The 18,746-nt window shown below is 57.7% G+C and carries 11 protein-coding genes, 2 tRNA genes and 3 rRNA genes; 3 read left to right on the top strand and 13 right to left on the bottom strand.

Features of this window, described 5'->3' with window-relative positions; genetic code table 11:
- Positions 1–31 precede the first annotated feature (31 nt).
- The 5 genes from A9762_RS04965 to coq7 form a co-directional block, all read right to left on the bottom strand.
- Entirely contained in the window at positions 32–1,807 is a 1,776-nt protein-coding gene (locus A9762_RS04965) for a penicillin-binding protein 2 (RefSeq protein ID WP_069340937.1), read from the bottom strand.
- Positions 1,804–2,148, bottom strand: a complete 345-nt coding sequence (ftsL, locus tag A9762_RS04960) for a cell division protein FtsL (RefSeq protein WP_044457168.1) — start codon at positions 2,146–2,148, stop codon at positions 1,804–1,806. Before ftsL ends, A9762_RS04965 begins: the two co-directional genes overlap by 4 nt.
- Positions 2,145–3,098: a 16S rRNA (cytosine(1402)-N(4))-methyltransferase RsmH gene (rsmH, locus tag A9762_RS04955; RefSeq protein WP_069340936.1), complete on the bottom strand. Its 954-nt coding sequence runs from the start codon at positions 3,096–3,098 to the stop codon at positions 2,145–2,147. The genes ftsL and rsmH overlap by 4 nt, the downstream gene beginning before the upstream one ends.
- Before the next feature lie 22 nt (positions 3,099–3,120).
- Complete coding sequence (gene mraZ, locus A9762_RS04950) at positions 3,121–3,549, bottom strand: division/cell wall cluster transcriptional repressor MraZ (protein ID WP_010806918.1); 429 nt, start codon at positions 3,547–3,549, stop codon at positions 3,121–3,123.
- A 417-nt stretch (positions 3,550–3,966) separates the two neighbouring features.
- The gene (gene coq7, locus A9762_RS04945; protein ID WP_069340935.1) at positions 3,967–4,614 is read right to left on the bottom strand and encodes a 2-polyprenyl-3-methyl-6-methoxy-1,4-benzoquinone monooxygenase; all 648 of its coding nucleotides are present in this window, start codon (positions 4,612–4,614) and stop codon (positions 3,967–3,969) included.
- A 318-nt stretch (positions 4,615–4,932) separates the two neighbouring features.
- On the opposite strand from coq7, the gene A9762_RS04940 reads away from it, so the two are divergent.
- On the top strand, positions 4,933–6,084 hold the full coding sequence (locus A9762_RS04940) for a porin (protein WP_069340934.1): 1,152 nt from the start codon (positions 4,933–4,935) through the stop codon (positions 6,082–6,084).
- A 376-nt stretch (positions 6,085–6,460) separates the two neighbouring features.
- Positions 6,461–6,940, top strand: a complete 480-nt coding sequence (locus A9762_RS04935) for a MarR family winged helix-turn-helix transcriptional regulator (protein ID WP_069340933.1) — start codon at positions 6,461–6,463, stop codon at positions 6,938–6,940.
- A gap of 319 nt (positions 6,941–7,259) precedes the next feature.
- Here A9762_RS04935 and A9762_RS04930 read toward each other — a convergent pair whose 3' ends face one another.
- Positions 7,260–8,393 (bottom strand): aminopeptidase, encoded by a 1,134-nt coding sequence (locus tag A9762_RS04930; protein WP_083253639.1) that lies wholly within the window; start codon positions 8,391–8,393, stop codon positions 7,260–7,262.
- 37 nt (positions 8,394–8,430) lie between these two features.
- On the bottom strand, positions 8,431–10,506 hold the full coding sequence (locus A9762_RS04925; protein ID WP_069340932.1) for a molybdopterin-dependent oxidoreductase: 2,076 nt from the start codon (positions 10,504–10,506) through the stop codon (positions 8,431–8,433).
- A gap of 213 nt (positions 10,507–10,719) precedes the next feature.
- Between A9762_RS04925 and A9762_RS04920 the strand changes: the two genes are divergently transcribed.
- On the top strand, positions 10,720–11,916 hold the full coding sequence (locus A9762_RS04920) for a M20 aminoacylase family protein (RefSeq protein WP_069340931.1): 1,197 nt from the start codon (positions 10,720–10,722) through the stop codon (positions 11,914–11,916).
- Between the two features lie 85 nt (positions 11,917–12,001).
- On the opposite strand, the gene A9762_RS04915 is transcribed toward A9762_RS04920, so the two are convergent.
- From A9762_RS04915 to A9762_RS04890, 6 genes are all read right to left on the bottom strand, one after another.
- Entirely contained in the window at positions 12,002–12,787 is a 786-nt protein-coding gene (locus A9762_RS04915; RefSeq protein ID WP_170836183.1) for a DUF3047 domain-containing protein, read from the bottom strand.
- A gap of 606 nt (positions 12,788–13,393) precedes the next feature.
- Positions 13,394–13,506: ribosomal RNA gene (gene rrf / locus A9762_RS04910) — 5S ribosomal RNA — on the bottom strand.
- Between the two features lie 125 nt (positions 13,507–13,631).
- Positions 13,632–16,509: ribosomal RNA gene (locus tag A9762_RS04905) — 23S ribosomal RNA — on the bottom strand.
- 292 nt (positions 16,510–16,801) lie between these two features.
- A tRNA-Ala gene (locus A9762_RS04900) sits at positions 16,802–16,877 on the bottom strand.
- Between the two features lie 52 nt (positions 16,878–16,929).
- A tRNA-Ile gene (locus tag A9762_RS04895) sits at positions 16,930–17,006 on the bottom strand.
- Positions 17,007–17,070: 64 nt separating this feature from the next.
- Positions 17,071–18,603, bottom strand: a 16S ribosomal RNA gene (locus A9762_RS04890).
- Together the 16S, 23S and 5S rRNA genes with 2 tRNA genes alongside form the textbook arrangement of a ribosomal RNA operon.
- Between the last annotated feature and the right edge of the window lie 143 nt (positions 18,604–18,746).

Below are 18,746 nucleotides of genomic sequence, written 5' to 3'. Positions count from 1 at the left end.
GAGATCGTCTCGGGATTGCCCGGCGTCGGGGTCACGGTGCCCATGGCTCGCTCTCCTCCACCTTGTCGCTCACGACGAGCTTGGTCACCGGCGAATCCGGCATTACGTTCAACGCACGCAGCGTGCCGCCCACGATCGAAGCGAACGCCGGACCGGCGGCCACGCCACCGTAGTGCGAGCCGCGGCCCGGTTCATCGAGTGTCACGGCGACGATGATGCGCGGCTCGGACATCGGCGCCATGCCGACGAACGATGCGCGGTACTTGCTCTTGTCGTACCCCTTGCCCGACTGCTTGTACGCCGTGCCGGTCTTGCCGCCGACGCGATAGCCGATGACCTGGGCGCGCGTGGCAGTGCCGCCCGGCGACGTCACCATCTCCAGCATCTTGCGCACTTCACGCGCCGTTGCCGGCGAGATCACCGGCGTGCCCTTCACCACACTGCCATCCGTCTTGTAGATTGAGATGGGCAACAACTCGCCGTCATGAGCAAAGACCGTGTAAGCCCGCGCCAGTTGGATCAGCGACGCCGACAGACCGTAGCCGTATCCCATCGTGGCTTGCTCGATCGGGCGCCAGCTCTTGGCCGGACGCAGACGTCCCGCCACCGCGCCCGGGAACCCGAGCTTCGGGGCCTGACCGAGGCCGACGCTGGTGAACATGTCCCACATTTCCTGCGGCTTCATCTGCAACGCGATCTTGGCGGTACCGATGTTGCTCGACTTCTGAATGACGCCGGCCACGGTCAGCAGGCCGTAGTCGTGGGTATCCGTGATGTTCGCGCCGAAGAAGTTGGCGCGGCCCGTGGTCATCACCGTCGACGTCGGCTTCACGTAGCCGTTTTCGATCGCCGCGGCGATGGTGATCGGCTTCATGATCGAGCCGGGCTCGAAGGTATCGGTGATGACGCGGTTGCGCAGTTGCGCGCCCGTCAGATTGGTACGGTTGTTGGGGTTGTAGGTCGGCAGATTGACGAGCGCGAGCACTTCACCCGTGCGCACGTCGAGCACCACGGCGCTACCGGCTTTGGCACCGGTACGCTCAATGGCGTCCTTGAGTTCGCTGTAAGCGAGGAACTGGATCTTGCTGTCGATCGAGAGCGTGATGTCGTGGCCGTCGCGCGGCTGGGCCAGAATGTCGAGATCCTCGACCACACGGCCGAGGCGATCCTTGATCACCCGGCGGCTGCCCGGCGTTGCGGCCAGATCCTTCTGCATCGACAACTCGACGCCTTCCTGACCGATGTCCTCGACGTTCGTGAAACCGACCACGTGCGCCGCGATCTCGCCTTCCGGATAGAAGCGCTTGTACTCCTTGCGCTGATACACGCCCGGAATGTCGAGGTCGGCCACCTGCTTCGCCACGTCCGGCAGGACCTGACGCTTCACGTAGACGAAGCTCTTTTCCTGATTGAACTTGCGACGCAGATCCGGCTCGCTCATCTCGAGCAGACGCGAGAGCTTGCGCACCTGCTCGGCCGACACGTCGTCGGGCACGTCTTCCGGAATCGCCCAGATCGCCTTGACGGGCAGACTGGTGGCAAGCACCTGTCCGTTACGGTCGAACACTTTGCCGCGCGTGGCGGACATCTCCAGTGTGCGTTCGTAACGGCTCTCGCCCTGACGTTGATAGAAGGCGTTGCCCGGCCCCTGAATCCAGAAGGCACGCGCGACCAGCGACGCGAATGCGCCGAAGATCACGAAGACGAGCATCTTCGAGCGCCACATCGGCAGACGCACGGACAGGACCGGGCTGGCAGAGAACTGCACATCCTTGGTCTTGGCCTTGGCGTCCTTGCGGCGAATCATCGCTTGCCTCCACTCGCAGGGGCGGATGCGGCGCTCGCGGTCGGCACCGGCACATCCACCATCGCACCCGAGCCACCAGCCGGCGCGGACAGATACTGCGTGCGGCCCGGCGAGACGGCCTGCATCTTCAGGTCGCTGCGGGCCACGCTCTCGATCCGGGCGCTCTTGCTCTGTGCGCTTTGCTCGTACTGGAGACGATCCCAGTCCTGAAGCAACTGATGCTCGAGCGCCTGCTCGCGGTTCAGTTCGACGAACGTGCCGCGGGCGCGGTACTGCGCATTGATCAGGGAGAGCGCGCAGCCGATGAGCAGCGCGAGCAGAAGAATGTTGAGCCGGCTCATGACGACACCCGCTCCATGACCCGCATGATCGCCGAGCGCGAACGCGGGTTTGCCTCCACCTCGGCGGCGGAGGGCTTGATCTTGCGACCGGCCTTGAACGGCGGCACCGGGATCTCGTGGGCGCGCAAAGGCACGCGACGATCCACCGCCGGCGCGCTCGAGCGCGCTTGCATGAAGCGCTTCACGATACGGTCTTCCAGCGAATGAAAGCTGATCGCCACGAGTCTGCCTCCCGTTTCGAGGACATCGGCCGCCACATCCAGTGCTATCTGCAGGTCCGCAAGCTCTTGATTGACGTGAATCCGTAGAGCCTGAAAGGTACGTGTTGCCGGGTCCTTGCCCTTCTCACGGGTCTTGACGGCGCCAGCCACGATCGCGGCAAGCTCGCGTGTACTGACGAGAGGCCCGAGGCGGTCGGCGTCTGCCCGGCGAGCAACAAGCGCCTTTGCAATCTGAAAAGCAAACCGTTCTTCCCCATAGTCCTTGATGACCTCCGTCATTTCTTCCAGCGTTGCCCGGGCCAGCCAGTCGGCAGCCGACTCGCCGCGCGTGGGATCCATGCGCATGTCGAGCGGGCCGTCGAAACGAAAACTGAATCCGCGTGCGGGGTCGTCGAACTGCGGCGACGAGACACCCAGGTCCAGCAAAACACCCGACACCTTCTCGATACCGCGCCGGGCCATCGCCTCGCGCAACGTCGCGAAGCTGTCGTGCTCAATCGAAAATCGCGGATCGGCAATTTTTGCCGCCTCCGCGATCGCTTGAGGGTCCTTGTCGAACGCGATCAGCCTGCCCTTGTCGCCCAGCCGCTCGAGCAGCCTGCGACTGTGCCCGCCGCGGCCGAATGTGCCGTCGACGTATACGCCATCGTCGCGCCACAGCAAGGCATCCACGGCCTCCTCTAGCAGGACCGTGCGGTGCTGCATTACCGTTTCCACCGCGTGCGCCATGCTCGTCGGACCACCTGATCTGTCAAAAAGTGAAGTTCTTCAGTGCCTCCGGCATGCCTTGCGCCATCGCCGCCTGTTCCTTGGCGGCATAGGTTGCGGCATCCCAGAGTTCAAAATGACTGCCCATGCCCAGCAGCATGACTTCCTTGTCCATGCCCGCAGCCGCGCGCAATTCGGGCGCCACCAGGACACGGCCTGCCGAATCCATCTCGACGTCGGCTGCGTTGCCCAGAAAGATGCGTCGCCACCAGTGCGCGTCCATCGGCAGTGCGGCGATCTTGCCGCGAAAGATCTCCCATTCGGGACGCGGAAACAGCAGCAGACATCCGTCGGGGTGCTTGGTGATCGTCACCTTGCCTTCAGCGTCGCCCTGAAGCACGTCACGATGCCGGGCCGGAATCGACATCCGTCCCTTTGCATCCAGTGAAAGTGCCGAGGCTCCCTGAAACACGTGCGCTCCCGTGAGGTTTCGTCCGCCTGCCTGTCATGCCGAAAGAGAAAGATTTTGTGCCGTACGCCACACAAAAATACACTTTCTCACACTATTTCCCACTTTAGAGGAGAGTGTATGGCCGGTCAAGCGTTTCACCCGTTTTTAGGGGGCAATTTGGTAGACAGAACAATGACTTAGCTCACTTTCCTAAAGCAGGAAAACGGAATTTTGTCAGGAAAATTAATGACATAAGTGCGATAGTGAAAGTGGAACCTCATATTTCGGGCGTCGCCTCGCAGGAGGCCCGCCATCACTATCGATACCGGGTAGTGCGCGCTCACGCCGTGCCAAACCCGTACACACAGGGCTGGCACGAGCTACGCGAAGGGAAGTCGATTCAGAGGTGGGGGTCGTTCGGGGGGCCTGATTAACGCTCTATATATAGTAGGCGGTCGTGGTCATGACCTTGGCCGCAGCGCGCATGACGCGCTGCACCGGCGCGGGAAGTTCGATACCTCCGGCGTCGCGGGCGGCTTGACCATGCTCGATCTCGTCGAGACGCATCTGATCGACGATGGCGCGCGAGCGCAGATCGTGCGGGGGCAGATCGTCGAGATGGCTATCGAGATGATGCTCCACCTGACGCTCCGTCTCCGACATGAAGCCGAGACTGACCTTATCGCCGCATTTGCCTGCTACGAAACCGATGGCGAACGCGCCGGCATACCACAGCGGATTGAGCAGGCTCGGGCGCGACCCCAGCTCCGACAGACGGTGCGCCGTCCACGCGAGGTGATCTTCCTCCTCCTTGCCCGCATGCTCGAACGCCGTGCGTAGCTCCGGGCGCTTCGTCGCCAGCTTCTGTGCCTGATACAACGCCTGCGCACACACCTCACCGACGTGGTTGACCCGCATCAGCCCGGCAACGTGACGACGCTCTTCCGGCGTCAACGCATCGTCGCCAACGGAAGCTTCACTATTTATAGAGGGAGCCGCTACGGGCGTCGGACGGGAGGCTTGGGTGACACCTGCGATGGCACGCAGGCCACGGTCAAGTTCGGAAATCAGACTGTCGGAGAACATCGTACTTTCAACTCGCTTGAATCTTTCACTATGTGGAACGCTGGACGATTCTTTCGCGTCCGCCGCCGATGATACGCCCCTTTATCCGGCGTGCCTTGCGCGGGCGCAAACGCGCGAAATCCCCGCCAGACGCCGGTTTCCGGGATGTTGCGTAAACGAAACAAAACCCGTCGCAAACCCGCGTAAAACCGGCCTTTTCCTTTGCCGCCTAAAGTGAATTTGTTACATTACGTCCAACTTCTCGCGAAGTTGATTAGCAAGGACGTTATCACTAGTGACCTTGTTAAACAAATCTCACAATCCTTTGGAGATCACTCAATGAAAAAGTCGCTTCTCGCTCTGGGTGTGCTCGGCGCATTCGCTGGCGCTGCTCACGCTCAAAGCAGCGTGACCCTGTACGGTATCATCGACGCTGGCCTGCAATACGTCAGCAAGACGGGCGGTAACCTGGCCGGTACGGCCAACACGTCGAAGAACTTCCAGTTCGCCAACGGCAACCTGCAAGGTTCGCGTTGGGGCCTGAAGGGTGCTGAAGACCTCGGTGGCGGCCTGAAGGCGATCTTCGTCTTGGAAAACGGCTTCAACCTGGGTTCGGGCACGCTGGGCCAAAACGGTCGCATGTTCGGTCGTCAAGCCTACGTTGGTCTGAGCAGCGCAACGGCTGGTACGCTGACCATCGGTCGTCAGTACGACTCCGTGGTTGACTTCGTTGGTCCGTTCGCAACGGGTAGCCAGTGGGCGACGTTCGCCGGCGCTCACCCGTTCGATAACGACAACCTGAACAACTCGTTCCGCGTCAACAACGCTGTCAAGTACACGACCGTTAACTACAACGGCTTCAGCGCTGGCGGTATGTACGGCTTCTCGAACTCGGCCAACAACGGCACGACGGGTACGGGCTTCGCCAACAACCGCGCTTACTCGTTCGGTCTGGGCTACGCAAACGGCCCGGTGTCGTTCGGTGCTGGCTACCTGTACATGGGTTCGCCGTCGAGCAACGCCAGCGGCGTGATCAACAGCACGGGTGATGCAACGACGGCCATGACGGCTGGCGGCGCAAGCGACAAGGCATGGATCGCATCGGCAGGCGGTTCGTACGCCTTCGGTCCGGCCACGCTGGGTCTGGTCTACTCGCACAGCGTCTACCAGTACATCGGTGGCGGCAGCTGGAAGTTCGACAACGCCGAACTGAACGCCAAGTACATGCTGACCCCGGCTCTGCAACTGGGCGCTTCGTACACGTACACGTGGTCGACGTTCAACGCACTGGGCACGAACGTGTCGCCGAAGTACCACCAAGTCAACCTGGGCGTCGACTACTTCCTGTCGAAGCGCACGGACACGTACCTGGTTGGTCTGTGGCAACACGCCAACAACGACGCTCCTGGCGGCGCATCGTTGAACGGCCTGGGCTTCTCGCAAAGCACCAACCAGTTCGCCGTTACGGCTGGTATCCGTCACAAGTTCTAAGCTGACTGCTTCTGTCACTTAGGCTTTGACAAAAGGGCACCTTCGGGTGCCCTTTTTTTATTGACTGAGCCCTCTCTCTGCGGCCTGATGCCTCGTGCCCGATGAGTCGAAGCCGTCAACATCAGCGCAACGGCACGCGATTGGGGAGCGCGGCTCACCAACTACCGATGGCGCCATTGGCGTAGCAATGGGTCGGAGGTACCGATCTGAAAATGCGGCCCCCATCGGCATAGCGGACGGATGAACATGAATGTTCGCGCACGCTTCTGCACCTATGCTTTTCTCCGCCACCATTACCCAGTAACTTCTCCAGCTTGACCGCGCGTTTATTTCAAACCTAAAATTTCCATACTGTAAATTTTTTCCCCTGCCGACCATGAGCCTCGCAGACTCCGATTCTCTCGATCTTGAAACGCGAGCCCACGACCGTGAGCACGATGCGCTGCGTCTCTGGCTGCGGCTACTCACCTGCGCCAACATGATCGAGACGGATATCCGCTCTCGCCTACGTCAGGAGTTTGATTGCACGTTGCCGCGTTTCGATCTGCTCGCACAATTGGATCGCCACCCGGAAGGGCTGAAGATGGGGGAATTGAGCAAGCGGATGATGGTGACCGGCGGCAATGTGACGGGTATTACGGATCAGTTGGAGAAGGAAGGCTGGGTGACCCGCGAGACGGTCGTCAATGATCGACGCGCCTTTCTGATCAAATTGACGCCACGAGGCAAGAAAGCTTTCTCCAACATGGCGCGGGCGCATGAAGGATGGATTGAGGGGCGCCTGGGACAACTGCCTGAGGCGCAACGCCAACAGCTCTACGCACTTCTCGGCGACCTGAAGTCGGTGATTGCCTGACGACATCCGGGATCTGTGCATCGGCGTCGAGCTGCTCAGCTAACGATGGATACGGTGCGCATTAGACGCGCACCATGAAGCTGCCGGATGACACGAGGATGTTGACGTTGTCAGATGCAAAGCGGCAAGTCATAGCCAGAGAGCATGGGCAATAGGTCGCTTCGGCTGTCATTGACGCTCGTTTTCACGGCGAGGCAACGCATATCCCCCCTCCAGCGCAACGTCAATCCTGGTTGATATCGCCCCCACATCGCTGCCATTTAACCGCGATATCACATCGCTCGGCCGGTTACCTTGGAGCCCGGCGCCGCGCCACCCGCTACCGCCCCGCTCGCATCGGCGCATCCAGCATCTGCCTCGCCATCGCGGCCTCCGGGGTTGCATCGAGTGCAACGAGAGCGGCGTGCCGTTCCGCTTCGGGACGCTTCGACATCGCCTTTACCGCCGCATAAAACTTCGGCAGGTTATCGTGCTCCTGCACGAGCAGCGCCATGAACGCCGGCACCCACTGGTTATACGTTGCGAATGATCCGATCTTGGCATTGTTCAGATCCGTGGCGAACCAACGGTCGAAGCCCTGATACCCGCCCCAAGAGACTTTCAGCGCGTCGTAGTCGGTGCGCATGTGAGCAAATAGCGCTTCTTTGCGCTCCGCTTTCCCGGCATCCGGCAGTGTGCTGGCGTACACCTCCTCAAGGCGTTTTCGATAGCTGTCGACCAGCTTGCGGAACTCCCGACGATGCGAATCGTATCGCTCATACTCCATCGCAGCATCGGGATGCGTTGCGAGCCAGCGATGCACACCAACCGTCTCCACCGTCACCGCAAACGACTCGTTGAATGCGGTATCGCCACGAACAAACAGGATCTGGTGCGCCAGCTCGTGGAAAATCATGCGCGCGACTTCGGCTCGGGGAAGATAGATAAACGTGTTCAGCAGCGGATCGTCGAAATAGCCGAGCGTCGAGTAGGCGGGAATGCCCGCGACGAACGTCTCCCAACCATCGCGGTGCAGCTCCGCGGCATAAGCCTCGGCGGATTCGCGCGAATAGTAGCCGCGATACTCGACACACCCGACAACCAGCAAGCATGACTCATGAAGCTTCAACGACAATGCGGGCGCCGCGAACACGTTGTACACCACGAATGGCCGCTTGAGGTCAGCGTAGCTCCGGTAGCTCCCATTGTCGGGCTCTCCCAACGCCGATACCGCGTAGCCGCGAATCTGCTCCGCCTCGATCAGTCGCGAACGCAAGCGCGAATCGATGGCCGGATCGGCAAGCAATTCGGACACCGGCTGCGCGTCGTGCAGCACGGTGAAGTGTCCGTTGATCGACTGCGCGTAATAGCCAACCTGCCCGCACCCCGAAAGCGCGATCACGACGCCAGCGGCAACGACGCGACCAGCGACTCGCCGCGCGAACGTGAGGAGCATCGCAAGCGAGAACGGCATCGTAGGCTCCTCAGCGATGAGAGATTCCAGCCAAGCCTCAGGCCGGCACAACCTCGACCAGACAGTCGTAAAACGTGGGCGCGCGCCCAAGGTCGGTCAGTTGCTGACTCGTGACCTCATTGGCATTTTTTCCATCCGGTGCCAACTTCTTCCACCAGATCGACAGACCGACCACGACGCCTTCGCGCGCCTTCTCCGTCACGCGCGCTTTTGCGTTCAATGTGCCCCGATCGTTGAAAATACGCACGCCAACACCGTCTTCGATACCTCGCATAGCGGCATCCGCAGGGTGGATGTCCAGCGTCGGCTCCCCAACCGATGAACGCAGACTATCGACATTCACGAAGCTTGAATTCAGGAAATTCCGCGCGGGCGGCGAGATCATAGCGAGCGGATAGCGTGATGCCAGCTCGGGATTGCTGGCAACCGACTCGTACGGCGGCACCCAATCCGGCAGCGGATCGAGGCCCTCCTGCAACATGCGCTCGGAGTAAAACTCGCACTTACCGGACGGCGTATAGAACTCACCGTTGGCAAACGGTGCTTCCGGCAAGTCGTAGCGTACCCAGCCGTCACGCTTGAGTGTCTCCCAGTCACTACCGGCCATGCGGGCATCGCTCCAACGAATCGATTGCGCGGCGAGTTGATCGTCGGTGTCGGAGAAGCACGCTTCCGTCCACCCCATCCGCCTGGCCAGCAAACGGAATATCTCCGAATTGGGCTTCGCTTCACCGAGCGGAGCGATCGCCGGATTGTTGGCCAGCAGATAGGTATGACCGTAGGCTTTGTGAATATCCAGATGTTCGAGCTGCGTCGTGGCGGGCAGTACGAAGTCGGCGTAATCCGCAGTGTCCGTCTGGAAATGCTCCAAAACGACGGTGAAGAGATCCTCGCGACCAAACCCTGCGGCGACCTTGCCCGACTCGGGGGCGACGGCCACCGGGTTGCTGTTGTAGACCATCAGCGCCTCGATCTTCGGCCCGAAGGTTTCATCGCCTGCGTGGCAAAGCGCGTCGCCAATCGCACTCATGTTGACGACACGTGCCGCCTTATCCTGTCGTGGCCGCAGATCAGGACGCGCCTGCGCCACAGCATCGACGGGCGCATACCCAGACGACGACATCAACAGCCCGCCCGCCGGGTCTCTCCAGGCACCGACCAGTGCGGGCAGACAGGCCACCGCGCGCGTTGCCTGGCCGCCGCCCTTGGCGCGCTGCATGCCATAGTTCAGACGGATCGCAGCGGGTTTCGCACTCGCATACTCGCGCGCGAGTGTCGTAATCGTCTCTGCACTGATGCCGCAAATCTCGGCAACGCGATCAGGCGTATAGCGACGCACACGATCCTTCAGCTCGGTGTAACCGATCGTATGTCGCGCAATGTATTCGTGATCGACCAGATCCTCTGCAATGAGGACGTGCATCATGCCCAAGGCAAGCGCGGCATCCGTACCAGGCAACAAGGCAATGTGCTGGTGACACTTCTCTGCCGTCAGCGATCGATAGGGATCGATGGCAATCAGCTTGGCACCACGGCGCTTGGCTTCCTGCGCAGTGGCCCAGAAATGCACACTCGACGTAATCGGATTACTGCCCCAGATCAGAATCAGATTGCTATCGGCGAAATGTTCGACGTGCATCCCGACGCCGGCGCCGTAGGTGTATCGCAACCCCGCAGCACCGGCACTCGCGCAAATCGTACGATCGAGGTCTGACGCCCCCACCTTGTTGAAAAACCGTGCCGCCATCGATTCGCCCTGAACGAATCCCATCGTGCCGGCGTAGCTGTACGGCAAGATCGCCTCGGGTTCGCGCGCAGCAATGGCGCTCAACCGCTTGGCGATCTCGTCCAGCGCCTCATCCCAGCTCACACGGACGAATTGCCCGCTACCTTTCGGTCCGACACGCTTGAGCGGATGCAGCAAGCGATCCGGGTGATAAGTACGTTCGGTATAACGAGAGACTTTCGTGCACAGGACACCCTTGGTCGTCGGATGGTCAGGATCACCCTGTACCTTGATCGCAACGCCATTTTCCACCGTCACATGCAGTGCGCACGTGTCCGGGCAGTCATGCGGGCACGCGGCCCGAACGACGTGGGTATTGGTCGTCATCAAACTACTCCTCTCTCTACCGAATTTCAGCATCTGGCAACAGTGCGACGCTGGCGATATTGTATTACGTTCGTTCGCGGACTGCCCCGCCGCACGGGGACTTCGGACATTTTTCAGCCTCATCCGACGGGGCGCTCGGACAATTCCGAGCAAGATGCCAGACCTGCCATTAGGGGGTAAGATGAGCCATTGCGCTCAGCAGGAAACCCCGTCATGAAGCTCATTCCAGAAATCGACGCCGCACGCGGCGAAATCCAGACCATCCGACGCGATATTCACGCACACCCGGAACTTTGCTTCGAAGAGAAGCGCACGTCAGACGTAGTCGCTGAAACGCTCACGCAATGGGGCATTCCCATCCATCGCGGCCTCGGAAAGACCGGCGTTGTCGGCATCATCAAGAACGGCAACAGTGACCGCGCAATTGGCTTGCGCGCTGATATGGATGCCTTGCCGATCCACGAAGCCAACACGTTCGAGCACGCGTCGAAACATGAAGGCAAGATGCACGCTTGCGGCCACGATGGGCACACCGCGATGTTGCTTGCTGCGGCGCAATATCTTCAAAAGCATCGGAATTTCGACGGCACCGTTTATCTGATTTTCCAGCCCGCCGAAGAAGGCGGTGGCGGCGCGCGCGAAATGATCAGAGACGGTTTGTTCGAGCGCTTCCCGATGGAGGCCGTGTTCGGCATGCACAACTGGCCGGGCGTTCCGACCGGAACGTTCGCTGTGACGCCGGGGCCGATGATGGCTTCGAGTAACGAATTCAAGATTACGATTCGCGGCAAGGGTACGCACGCGGGCATTCCGAATGCAGGGATCGACCCGGTTATTGCCGCCGTTCAGGTCGCTCAGGCGCTTCAGAGCATCATTACGCGCAATAAGCGTCCCATCGACGCCGCCGTGCTTTCCATTACACAGATCCATGCAGGCGACACCACGAACGTGGTCCCGGACATCGCATGGCTGGGTGGCACGATTCGCACGTTTTCCATCGAGGTCCTGGACCTGATCGAACGCCGGCTTCGTGAGGTCTCCGAGTTCGTCGCGAAAGGGCTGGGTTGTTCGGCGGAGATCGAGTTCCATCGTAACTATCCGCCGACCATCAATGAACCCGCGATGGCCGCACTTTGCGCCGATGTGATGCGTCAGGTCGTGGGCGATGAGAATGTGAACGACAAGGTCGAGCCGACGATGGGCGCCGAAGACTTCTCGTTCATGCTGCTGGAGAAGCCCGGCGCCTATGTCTTCATTGGTAACGGCGACGGAACGCACCGGGACACCGGTCATGGCCTCGGCCCCTGCAATCTTCACAACGCCAGCTACGATTTCAACGACGATTTGCTGCCGCTTGGAGGGACTTACTGGGCGAAACTGGTCGAAACCTACTTCGCACGCCATAAGTAAGCGCTGTTGATCCGAAGCATTGGCATCAAGAAAAAAGCCGGCAAATCATAATTGCCGGCTTTTTCGTTTTAGAAGACGTATGACCTTATTTAGCGGCGGTTGTCGTCGGAATGCCGTCAGTCTCAAGGTGAATGTCGCCGTACCAGGCAGTGAACCTGGATTGTGTGTTGTCGCCATCGCTCATGATGGCGATACCGATCAAACGTCCCGGTGGCTCGCCGAACGCCTTCTCATAGTCCTTGGCAACATCTCTGGAATACGTTTGCCACGTTCCGAGATTACCGTCGCCTCGTTCGACGACGATGGAGCGAATCCTGCCTGTATATGGATTTGGAATCACCTCGTTGGCAGCGAGCGCATCACCGCCCCAGGTGTACATCAAGGTTGCAAAGGGTAATTCGCGTCCGCTCACCATACGCGCCAGCTCACGGTGCATGTGATCTTGCATGGTGAGTTTGCCTGGGTCGCCGTCGAACGCGAGGGCGATGCGTACGGGGGCATCGTCAAAACGTTTCGTCCGAATGTCTGCGTTGACCGGCATTGCATCCGCACGCCAGCGCCAGCTCAGCTTCGCTCCCGGATATACGGGAATATCCAGCTTCTGAGCAATACCGGATGCTGACGCGTCTACCGTTGCCCGGATCACTGCAATGCCATTGCTATCGGTGGTTTGCTCGTAGTGAGTCAGCCGCTTATTTCGCGTGACGAGATAGGTTTCCCAATGCGGGGGAAGTCCGTCCGAATTCACCTCGGCTGAAAGCGGAGCGATTTCCTCTCGATGCGCCGGCACCAACGCCGTTGACTCGCCAGCGGTAGGTGCCCGCTGCGAAGCACATCCAGCAACAACCAAGCTGATAACGACGGCACCCATGCATGCCATCCCGACACGCCAGCTCACTTGGCGCTTCCCCCGATACCGAATTCCCACCCGTTTTGCTCCTCGAACTGCCACTAACCCCGTGGTCGAATCCTAAGCGAGAAGTCAGTGTCCATCCACCCGGAATTTCACTCCGTGATGAGATTGCAACAGCGTAGCAATCTGGACGGTGGTCAATGCTGCGCAATGAGCACTAAGCTTCGTGAAACAAAAAACAGGAGGGGAATTGAAGACATCGGCCCGCAGTGGACGCAGTGTGCCTAATCGGGCACAAACCGCATGACAACAAAATGCGTAGTCCTCTTTCGGAAGTTGTGTGGCAACGCCTATGGGACCAGCCAGCAGTCAGTGCACGCCAAGCGCTGAAGTCATCGCGTCACACAAGCGTGCGTCACATAACCGCTGGAAAGTGATTGGGACACAAGGGGCGCCGAGCCCGGCATCATCTTCGAGCCATCGGCTGAACAGCGGAAGCGGTGTATCAATGGCATTTGACAGTGAACCGACTGCCGCCAAGCATCGATTCAGCACATTGGTGCAAAGCGATGGCCCAAAGCAAAAACCCCTTGTAGCTTGAGTTACAAGGGGTTTTTAAGGGGAGCCTGACGATTACCTACTTTCACACGGGTATCCGCACTATCATCGGCGTGGAGTCGTTTCACGGTCCTGTTCGGGATGGGAAGGGGTGGTTCCAACTCGCTATGGTCATCAGGCATAACTTGTATGTCTTGCTGACGTTAGGTCAACAAAACCAATTCGGAAGAAGCGTAGTACAACAATGTGGGTTGTGAGTGTATCGGCACAGCGATACTCACACCAGGAAAAACACACTGGTTATAGGATCAAGCCTTACGGGCAATTAGTATCAGTTAGCTTAACGCATTACTGCGCTTCCACACCTGACCTATCAACGTCCTGGTCTTGAACGACCCTTCAAAGGAATCGAGTTCCTAGGGAAGTCTCATCTTAAGGCGAGTTTCCCGCTTAGATGCTTTCAGCGGTTATCTCTTCCGAACATAGCTACCCGGCGATGCCACTGGCGTGACAACCGGTACACCAGAGGTTCGTCCACTCCGGTCCTCTCGTACTAGGAGCAGCCCCCTTCAAACTTCCAACGCCCACGGCAGATAGGGACCAAACTGTCTCACGACGTTTTAAACCCAGCTCACGTACCTCTTTAAATGGCGAACAGCCATACCCTTGGGACCGGCTACAGCCCCAGGATGAGATGAGCCGACATCGAGGTGCCAAACACCGCCGTCGATATGAACTCTTGGGCGGTATCAGCCTGTTATCCCCAGAGTACCTTTTATCCGTTGAGCGATGGCCCTTCCATACAGAACCACCGGATCACTATGACCTGCTTTCGCACCTGCTCGACTTGTCAGTCTCGCAGTTAAGCACGCTTTTGCCATTGCACTATCAGCACGATTTCCGACCGTACCTAGCGTACCTTCGTACTCCTCCGTTACACTTTGGGAGGAGACCGCCCCAGTCAAACTGCCTACCATGCACTGTCCCCGATCCGGATTACGGACCTAGGTTAGAACCTCAAACAAGCCAGGGTGGTATTTCAAGGACGGCTCCACAGAAACTAGCGTTCCTGCTTCAAAGCCTCCCACCTATCCTACACAGACCGGTTCAAAGTCCAATGCAAAGCTACAGTAAAGGTTCATGGGGTCTTTCCGTCTAGCCGCGGGTAGATTGCATCATCACAAACACTTCAACTTCGCTGAGTCTCGGGAGGAGACAGTGTGGCCATCGTTACGCCATTCGTGCAGGTCGGAACTTACCCGACAAGGAATTTCGCTACCTTAGGACCGTTATAGTTACGGCCGCCGTTTACCGGGACTTCAATCAAGAGCTTGCACCCCATCATTTAATCTTCCGGCACCGGGCAGGCGTCACACCCTATACGTCCACTTTCGTGTTTGCAGAGTGCTGTGTTTTTATTAAACAGTCGCAGCCACCAGTTTATTGCAACCCCTTCACCCTCCTGGCGCAGGCCAGTCAAGCTACAAGGGCGTACCTTATCCCGAAGTTACGGTACCAATTTGCCGAGTTCCTTCTCCCGAGTTCTCTCAAGCGCCTTAGAATACTCATCTCGCCCACCTGTGTCGGTTTGCGGTACGGTCTCGTATGACTGAAGCTTAGAGGCTTTTCTTGGAACCACTTCCAATTGCTTCGCGAACAAGTTCGCTCGCCCCACAGCCTTGAATTACGCGCCCGGATTTGCCTAAGCGCCTTCTCCACTGCAGGGACCGGGACTTCCAACACCCGGACAACCTTCCGCGATCCGTCCCCCCATCGCATCATACGACGGTGCAGGAATATTAACCTGCTTCCCATCAGCTACGCATCTCTGCCTCGCCTTAGGGGCCGACTCACCCTACGCCGATGAACGTTGCGTAGGAAACCTTGGGCTTACGGCGAGGGGGCCTTTCACCCCCTTTATCGCTACTCATGTCAGCATTCGCACTTCTGATACCTCCAGCATCCTTTACAAGACACCTTCACAGGCTTACAGAACGCTCTCCTACCATGCGAGCAAGCTCGCATCCGCAGCTTCGGTATATTGCTTAGCCCCGTTACATCTTCCGCGCAGGACGACTCGATCAGTGAGCTATTACGCTTTCTTTAAAGGGTGGCTGCTTCTAAGCCAACCTCCTGACTGTTTTAGCCTTCCCACTTCGTTTCCCACTTAGCAATATTTAGGGACCTTAGCTGGCGGTCTGGGTTGTTTCCCTCTTGACACCGGACGTTAGCACCCGATGTCTGTCTCCCGTGATTGCACTCTTCGGTATTCGGAGTTTGCTATGGCGAGGTAATCCGCAATGGACCCCTCAACCATGACAGTGCTCTACCCCCGAAGGTGATACACGAGGCACTACCTAAATAGTTTTCGGAGAGAACCAGCTATTTCCAAGTTTGTTTAGCCTTTCACCCCTATCCACAGCTCATCCCCTAACTTTTCAACGTTAGTGGGTTCGGTCCTCCAGTACGTGTTACCGCACCTTCAACCTGGCCATGGATAGATCACTTGGTTTCGGGTCTACACCCAGCGACTGAACGCCCTATTCGGACTCGCTTTCGCTACGCCTTCCCTATTCGGTTAAGCTCGCCACTGAATGTAAGTCGCTGACCCATTATACAAAAGGTACGCCGTCACCCCTTTCGAGGCTCCGACTGTTTGTATGCATGCGGTTTCAGGATCTATTTCACTCCCCTCCCGGGGTTCTTTTCGCCTTTCCCTCACGGTACTGGTTCACTATCGGTCGATTACGAGTATTTAGCCTTGGAGGATGGTCCCCCCATCTTCAGACAGGATTTCACGTGTCCCGCCCTACTTTTCTCAAGCTTAGTTCCACACCAGGGTTTTCTCATACGGGGCTATCACCCACTATGGCCGGACTTTCCATTCCGTTTTGATAACACCGGTGCTAAATCTTGAAGGCTGGTCCCATTTCGCTCGCCACTACTTTGGGAATCTCGGTTGATTTCTTTTCCTGCAGCTACTTAGATGTTTCAGTTCGCCGCGTTCGCTTCGCTAGACCTATGTATTCAGTCTAGGATGACCTAAAAGGCCGGGTTTCCCCATTCGGACATTTGTGGATCAATGCTTATTTGCCAGCTCCCCACAACTTTTCGCAGGCTATCGCGTCCTTCATCGCCTGTAATCGCCAAGGCATCCACCACATGCACTTATTCGCTTGACCCTATAACGAGTGCGTCTCTCGACACATCCTTTATAGGTTGAGTATTAGCGTTGTGCCGTATTCCAAGTCATCTTTCGATCACTTAAATACTGGTTGATACAATCACAACCCGTACAATTTCCACGCGCCATCTCTAACGCGCTTCCGTTGTACTACTTCTTCTTCCAAATTGTTAAAGAACAAATACTGCATGACATTGCTGTCATTCAAAAGCATTCACATTCAGGGATTTACTTCAGAAGTACCACTGAGATAACTTGCTTTTGACTGACATCGATGCGATCTAAGGTTTTGGTGGAGGATGACGGGATCGAACCGACGACCCCCTGCTTGCAAAGCAGGTGCTCTCCCAGCTGAGCTAATCCCCCAATCAAGCCGACTTACCACCACTTGAGTCTATTTACCCAGTAGCTAAAAGCTTGGTGGGTCTAGATGGACTCGAACCATCGACCCCCGCCTTATCAAGACGGTGCTCTAACCAACTGAGCTATAGACCCGACTTAGATCTACGCAGTCAACAACCGATAAGCGTGAACACTCAACTTCCAGTGCATGCTCTAGAAAGGAGGTGATCCAGCCGCAGGTTCCCCTACGGCTACCTTGTTACGACTTCACCCCAGTCATGAATCCTGCCGTGGTAAGCGCCCTCCTTACGGTTAGGCTACCTACTTCTGGCAAAACCCACTCCCATGGTGTGACGGGCGGTGTGTACAAGACCCGGGAACGTATTCACCGCGACATGCTGATCCGCGATTACTAGCGATTCCAGCTTCACGCAGTCGAGTTGCAGACTGCGATCCGGACTACGATCGGTTTTCTGGGGTTAGCTCCACCTCGCGGTTTGGCAGCCCTCTGTACCGACCATTGTATGACGTGTGAAGCCCTACCCATAAGGGCCATGAGGACTTGACGTCATCCCCACCTTCCTCCGGTTTGTCACCGGCAGTCTCCTTAGAGTGCTCTTGCGTAGCAACTAAGGACAAGGGTTGCGCTCGTTGCGGGACTTAACCCAACATCTCACGACACGAGCTGACGACAGCCATGCAGCACCTGTGTTACGGTTCTCTTTCGAGCACATCCGCCTCTCAGCAGACTTCCGTACATGTCAAGGGTAGGTAAGGTTTTTCGCGTTGCATCGAATTAATCCACATCATCCACCGCTTGTGCGGGTCCCCGTCAATTCCTTTGAGTTTTAATCTTGCGACCGTACTCCCCAGGCGGTCAACTTCACGCGTTAGCTACGTTACTAAGGAAATGAATCCCCAACAACTAGTTGACATCGTTTAGGGCGTGGACTACCAGGGTATCTAATCCTGTTTGCTCCCCACGCTTTCGTGCATGAGCGTCAGTATTGGCCCAGGGGGCTGCCTTCGCCATCGGTATTCCTCCACATCTCTACGCATTTCACTGCTACACGTGGAATTCTACCCCCCTCTGCCATACTCTAGCCTTGCAGTCACGAATGCAGTTCCCAGGTTGAGCCCGGGGATTTCACATCCGTCTTACAAAACCGCCTGCGCACGCTTTACGCCCAGTAATTCCGATTAACGCTTGCACCCTACGTATTACCGCGGCTGCTGGCACGTAGTTAGCCGGTGCTTATTCTTCCGGTACCGTCATCCCCCCGAGGTATTAACCCAGAGGATTTCTTTCCGGACAAAAGTGCTTTACAACCCGAAGGCCTTCTTCACACACGCGGCATTGCTGGATCAGGCTTTCGCCCATTGTCCAAAATTCCCCACTGCTGCCTCCCGTAGGAGTCTGGGCCGTGTCTCAGTCCCAGTGTGGCTGGTCGTCCTCTCAGACCAGCTACAGATCGTCGCCTTGGTGAGCTTTTACCTCACCAACTAGCTAATCTGATATCGGCCGCTCTTGTAGCGCGAGGCCCGAAGGTCCCCCGCTTTCCTCCTCAGAGCGTATGCGGTATTAATCCGGCTTTCGCCGAGCTATCCCCCACTACAAGGTACGTTCCGATATATTACTCACCCGTTCGCCACTCGCCACCAGGTGCAAGCACCCGTGCTGCCGTTCGACTTGCATGTGTAAGGCATGCCGCCAGCGTTCAATCTGAGCCAGGATCAAACTCTTCAGTTTAAACCTGTTACTGTTTTCGGTTTTTCGCGATAAATCGCTAGAACCGGTCGCTCTCAAAGTATGCTGACAAGTTAATTACTTAACTTACCTATTACTATGTGAGCCTCAATAAATTTAAAGCTTATCTGCCGAAGCAGACGCAC

The organism is Pandoraea sp. ISTKB, assembly GCF_001721285.1.
GTDB classification, from domain to species: domain Bacteria; phylum Pseudomonadota; class Gammaproteobacteria; order Burkholderiales; family Burkholderiaceae; genus Pandoraea; species Pandoraea capi.
The sequence above is the reverse complement of the archived record's forward strand: the minus strand, read 5'-3'. Positions and strand labels throughout refer to the sequence as shown.